A 5,300-nucleotide genomic window follows, 5' to 3' on the forward strand; every position below is an offset into this window, starting at 1 on the left:
TCGCGGGCGCGCATGCCATGTCAGCGGGCGGGTCACGAGAAGCGGACGCCACGTGCGGGTGCCGTGCCACCGCGGGGGTGCGGCTGCTGCATGAGGGCGCGCGAGCGTCCGGGGTCAGCGGACGCCGCGTGGGCGGAACTGGATGCTGATGCGCGGCCCCGTGGGGCGGGTCGTCTTCGGGATGGCGTGTTCCCAGGTGCGTTGGCAGCTGCCGCCCATCACGATCAGATCCCCGTGGCCGAGGTCACGCCGGATCGAGGGGCCGCCGCCGCGCGGCCGGAGCAGGAGGGGCCTGGGGCAGCCGACCGAGACGATCGCGACCATCGTGTCCTCGGTGCTGCCCCGGCCGATCGTGTCGCCGTGCCAGGCCACGCTGTCCCGGCCGTCCCGGTAGAAGCAGAGTCCGGCCGTGCGGAACGGCTCCCCGAGCTCCTCCCCGTAGTGGGCGTTCAACGCGCGCCGGGCTTCCTCGAGCATGGGGTCCGGCAGGGTCTCGCCCTCGTCGTAGAACTTCAGCAGCCGGGGCACGTCCACCATCCGGTCGTACATCCGCCGCCGCTCGGCCCGCCACGGCACCACCTCGGCGAGCCGCTCGAACAGCGTGTCGGCACCCGACAGCCAGCCCGGCCGGAGGTCGATCCATGCGCCGTGGGCGAGCTGCGTCCTGCGGACGGCGGCACCGAGCGGCCCGACACCGAGCTCTTCGTCCAGACCCAACAGAGATGCTTGGAACGCGGCTGTCATAGAGCCGAGTGTATGCCATGCTTCAAACACATATTCGATTTTGGTGGAGGTCGCTTTCGGTGGTACGTCGTGCCAGGCTGGCAGGCGCCGGACACGAGTGGCGTCGCCCTCAGACCGCGCCGTGAGGTGAGGAGGCCACCCACCGATTCGTCACGCGAAGGAACAACGCCATGCTCACCACTCACTACCTGCCGGGCGCTCCCTGCTGGGTCGACGTCAACAGCCCTGACGTCGACCGTTCCGAGGCCTTCTACACCGGACTGTTCGGCTGGCAGTCGATCACGCTCGGACCTCAGCACAGGGACTACCGCTTCTGCCAGGTCGACGGCAAGACAGTCGCCGGGATCAGCCACGCCACGGAGGACAACCCGGCCGCGGCCTGGCTGACGTACTTCCAGACGCCCGACGCCGACACCGTCGCCAAGACGGTCGAGCAGGCGGGCGGCACAGTGCTCGCCCCGCCGCTCGACATCGAGGGGCAGGGCCGGATGGCGGTGTTCGCGGATCCCGCGGGGGCCAGGTTCGCCGTATGGCAGCCGGACGAGACCAAGGGGCTCGGAATGGTCACGGAGCCGGGTTCGCTCGCCTGGGCCGAGCTGTACGTCCCCGACTTCGCCGCCGCGCGCTCCTTCTACCAGACCGTCTTCGGCTGGTCCATTCTTGACCTCCCGATGGGCGACCTGTCCTACCCCGTGATCTCCCCCGCCGGGGGCGGCGAGGAGACGTCCATGGCCGGGCTCGTCCAGCTGGAGCCGGGCGACAGCCCGCACTGGCTGCCGTACTTCGAGGTGCCGGACTGCGACGCCACGGTGGCCATGGCGCAGCAGCTCGGTGGCACGGTGCGCGCTCCTTCGATGAGCGTGGAGGAGGTCGGTCGCATGGCGCTCCTGACCGACCCGCACGGCGCCCGCTTCGCGGTCATCACCAGCCCGGCGTGAGCGGCATAGCCGGCTCGGCGTAAGCGGCTGGGCCCGGCCTGTGCGGCACGCAGTCCGTACAGGCCGGGCCGGGTCCCCCGCCTCGTGGTCCGGGGCGACTTCACAGCTTGCTTCTTGGAGCTTCCCGGCGTCCGCCGTTCCTAACTAACAACGGCCGGTCCGCATTCTGCCCCGCACGCACACGCCCGCGGGACTGTCCGCACGCTGCGAGCACGTCTGGGTCAACCTCCGCACGCCGCGAACACGAAGGTGTCCTTCAGCACCGTGTACCGGTCCCTGATCTTGACCGCCCCGGTCCGGGTGTCGATCTGCACGATCGTCGCCTTGGTGGAGTTCGTGAGGGAGCGGACCAGGTGGAGGGTCACCTGGGTGTCCCCCGTCCAGTCGATCATGTCGAGGTCGCCGGCCGGCAGCTTGATCTTCTTGCGATCGGTGACCTGGTCGGACTCCAGGTCGTACAGCACCAGCTCCGGCTTGTCCCCCTGCACGAGGTTCGCCACAGTACGCCCGTCGGCGGCCAGTGCCTGCGGCCCGTTCGCCGCGACGACCTGCGGCGGTGTGGCACGATGCAGCTGCTCTCCCGCGTCGCTGTACACCAGCAGGTCGGTGATGGACTCGTCGGCCTCGACCGTGGCGAGCACCTCGTCGCCGTCGGCGCTGAACCCCTGCAGGTTCAGGTCGGGCGGCACGGTGCCGAGCCGGGCACCGGTGGCGGTGTCGAAGACGCGAGTGGCGCGGGGCTTCTCGCCGCTGAAGACGGCGGCCAGCCGGCCCCCGTCGTCGGAGAGCACCAGCGTCACTTCGGCCTGGCCGATCCGCGGCAGCGCGTCCTTGGGAAGGAGCTTGACGCCGCCCCCGAGGGTCCGCACGGCGAGCCTGCCGGTCTTGGTGAAGTACGCGACCCGCTGCCCGTTCCCGCTGACCGCGATGGCCGCCGGGAGGTAGCGCGTGGACTTGCCCTTCGCGTCGAGTGCGACCCCTTGCGCGTCGCGCAGCGTCATCTGCTCGCCGCTGTGCATGACGAGCCGCCAGCCGCCGCACGGCTTCGGCTGCTCCTCCTTGCCGGCGCAGCTCTTGATGGAGGCGTACCTGATGCTGTCGTGCTGGTGCGGATCGGCGTGCGCGACCGCCGGTGCCGCGGCCAGGGCGACGAGCGCGGCCGTGAGGGTCATTAAGATCTTGGTTCTCATGTGGGTCACTCCCCTGCGGCCACATAGGCGTGCCTGGTCTTGCTGATCGTGTACGTGTCGGTCTGCGTGGCCTCCTGAGCCTGCGGGTCGACGGTGAGCACCCGTATCACCGCCGCCTGCCCGTCCTCGCCACTGTGGACGACCACGTTGAGCCGCCCGTCCGCGGTCCACCACGGCGCGTACGGCAGCGCCGCCGGCTTGACCGGCAAGTCCGCGCTCGCCGACAGATCCCCTGTCTCCAGGTCGTAGATCCGCACCCTGGGCGGCCGCTTCTTCTCGGGGTCGCCGGCCGTGAACGACGCCGCGGTCTTGCCGTCGGGGGCCAGCGCGTGGGCCAGGGCGTTCGCGACGACCTGGGGCGGTGTGCTCTTGATGGGGGCGCCGCCGTCGAGGGGGTGGACGTACATGGCGGTGGTGTTGTCGCCCTGGTAGCGGACGGCGAGGACCTCGTCACCGTCGCCGCTGAAGCCCAGCATCGTGTCCTGGGCGGCCAGCGTGGTGATCTTGCCGGTGGCGACCGTGACGACCTTGGCAGGCAGGCGGGCGGGGTCGTCGTAGTAGTCGATCAGGACCTTGTCACCCGTGGGCGACAGGTCGATGCCGATCTCGTCGGTGCCGACGCCCTTGGGCAGCACCGACTTCGGCAGCACCCTGGCCGGGCCGCCGGCGACCCGCCGGACGACCAGGCGGTGGTCGCCGGCGCGTTCGTAGGCGAGCACCCGCCCGTCCGGGCTGATCGCGAACGTGCCCGGGTCGCGGACTTCATCGCCCGCGGCGTCGATCTTGGTGCTGGCGGCATCGCGGACCATCGTCTGCTTGCCGTCACGCGTCAGCAACCGCCAGTGGCCGCAGGGGTAGGAATCGGCTTCTTTCTTGTCGTAGCAGGACTTGATCCAGGCGGCGCGGGCCACCGCGGGCCCGTTCCGCGCGTGGGCGGCACCGGGTACGAGCCCCAGCCCGCCGAGGACCGCCGCCGCCAGGAGCGCGGCGGTCGCTGAGGGATGCCTCATGGCTGTGATCCTTTCGCTCACCTGCTTAGACCCGCACATGCCGTGTCCGGTTGGTCACAGGTCGGCCACGGCTGTCCGTCGTACGCGGAGCATGGGAGTCTGGGAGGGTGGACCTTTGGGAGATGGCCGATCTGAGCACCCCGTGGGCGCTGCGGGTGGCCGCGACGCTCCGCATCGCCGACCGGCTGACGGAGGGCCCCGCGGAGGTCGGCGACCTGGCGCGGACGGCCGGCTGCGATGCCGCGTACCTGCGCAGGACCCTCACCCACCTGGTCGGCAAGGGCGTGTTCGAGGAGCCGGAACCGGGCACATTCGCGCTCAACGACGCGGCGCGCGGGCTGCAGGACGAGTCGTTGCGGCTGTTCCTCGACCTCGACGGCGTGGGCGGCAGGCTGGCCGGGGCCTGGACCACGTTCCTGGCGTCCGTGCGGTCCGGCAAGCCGGCCTATTGGCAGCTGTACGGACTGTCGTTCTGGGACGATCTAGAAGCGCACCCGGAGCTGAGCGAGACCTTTGACGCGCTGATGGGCCCGGTGGGGCACGGGGATTTCGACGCGGAGATCCTCGTCGGGGCGGACTGGGAGGGCGTGACCGAGGTGGTGGACGTGGGCGGCGGCACCGGCGCGGCGCTCACCGCGATCCTGCTCGCCCGGCCCGGGGTCAAGGGCACGCTGGTCGAGCTGCCCGGTACGGCTGCCAGGGCGACCGAGTCCTTCGCCGCGGCCGGGCTGTCCGACCGGGTCACCGTGATCGGGGGCAGCTTCTACGACCCGCTGCCTCCGGGGAAGGACGTCTACCTGGTGCGGAAGGTGCTCAACGACCTGCCGGACCGGGAGGCGCTGGGGCTGCTGGGCCGCTGCGCGGAGGCGGCGGGGGCGTCCGGGCGGGTGGTCGTGGTGGGCAGCGTGTCTCTGGAGCCCGTCACAGGCGGAGGGCTGACGCCCGAGCTGGTGCTGGTCGGGGGTGTCGAGCGCACGCTGGAGGAGTTCGGTGAGCTGGCCGCGCGGGCAGGACTGGAGGTCGTGGCGACGGGCACGCAGCCGTCGGGGCGTTCGGTGGTGGAGTGCCGGGCGGGCGGCTCGCGGACCTCTTGACCGTAGCCGGCATCCATGTCTAGATCGAAAGGTTGATCGTTCCAGACCGGGAGGATTCGGCATGGCATCGGCATGGGCACACTCATCGCGACGACACGGACCCAGGGCGTGACCCCAGATCGCGGGCAGCCCCAGGACGCCGCATCTGAGCGGCGGGCGCACGCGGTGCGGATCTCCACCGTGCTCGCCGGGGTCCTCCATCTGGTCATGGCCGCCGTGCTGGCGGGCATTCCCGGGAGCTCACCCACGCTGGACCAAGTGCCGGTGCCCGAGGGCTACACGACCGCACCCCCTCCGGCCGCGCTCAGCGCCCGCCCCGCCACG

The 5,300-nt window shown here is 71.1% G+C and carries 6 protein-coding genes; 3 read left to right on the forward strand and 3 right to left on the reverse strand.

Features of this window, described 5'->3' with window-relative positions; translation table 11 throughout:
• Window positions 1-114: 114 nt before the first annotated feature.
• The gene (locus ACTWPT_RS59360; RefSeq protein ID WP_443186368.1) at window positions 115-744 is read right to left on the reverse strand and encodes an alpha-ketoglutarate-dependent dioxygenase AlkB; all 630 of its coding nucleotides are present in this window, start codon (window positions 742-744) and stop codon (window positions 115-117) included.
• 170 nt (window positions 745-914) lie between these two features.
• On the opposite strand from ACTWPT_RS59360, the gene ACTWPT_RS59365 reads away from it, so the two are divergent.
• Window positions 915-1,682 (forward strand): VOC family protein, encoded by a 768-nt coding sequence (locus ACTWPT_RS59365; RefSeq protein WP_443186369.1) that lies wholly within the window; start codon window positions 915-917, stop codon window positions 1,680-1,682.
• Between the two features lie 221 nt (window positions 1,683-1,903).
• Here the strand turns inward: ACTWPT_RS59365 and ACTWPT_RS59370 are convergent, their stop codons facing one another.
• Together ACTWPT_RS59370 and ACTWPT_RS59375 are read right to left on the reverse strand one after the other, a co-directional pair.
• Entirely contained in the window at window positions 1,904-2,872 is a 969-nt protein-coding gene (locus ACTWPT_RS59370) for a hypothetical protein (protein WP_443186370.1), read from the reverse strand.
• Between the two features lie 5 nt (window positions 2,873-2,877).
• Window positions 2,878-3,882: a hypothetical protein gene (locus ACTWPT_RS59375; RefSeq protein WP_443186371.1), complete on the reverse strand. Its 1,005-nt coding sequence runs from the start codon at window positions 3,880-3,882 to the stop codon at window positions 2,878-2,880.
• Between the two features lie 122 nt (window positions 3,883-4,004).
• Here ACTWPT_RS59375 and ACTWPT_RS59380 point away from each other — a divergent pair, with 122 nt between their 5' ends.
• Both ACTWPT_RS59380 and ACTWPT_RS59385 read left to right on the forward strand, forming a co-directional pair.
• Complete coding sequence (locus tag ACTWPT_RS59380; RefSeq protein ID WP_443186372.1) at window positions 4,005-4,976, forward strand: methyltransferase; 972 nt, start codon at window positions 4,005-4,007, stop codon at window positions 4,974-4,976.
• Window positions 4,977-5,048: 72 nt separating this feature from the next.
• Window positions 5,049-5,300, forward strand: a 252-nt coding sequence (locus ACTWPT_RS59385) for a hypothetical protein (protein ID WP_443186373.1), incomplete at its 3' end; no start/stop codon positions are given.

This window comes from Nonomuraea sp. 3N208 (assembly GCF_052245935.1).
GTDB lineage: Bacteria > Actinomycetota > Actinomycetes > Streptosporangiales > Streptosporangiaceae > Nonomuraea.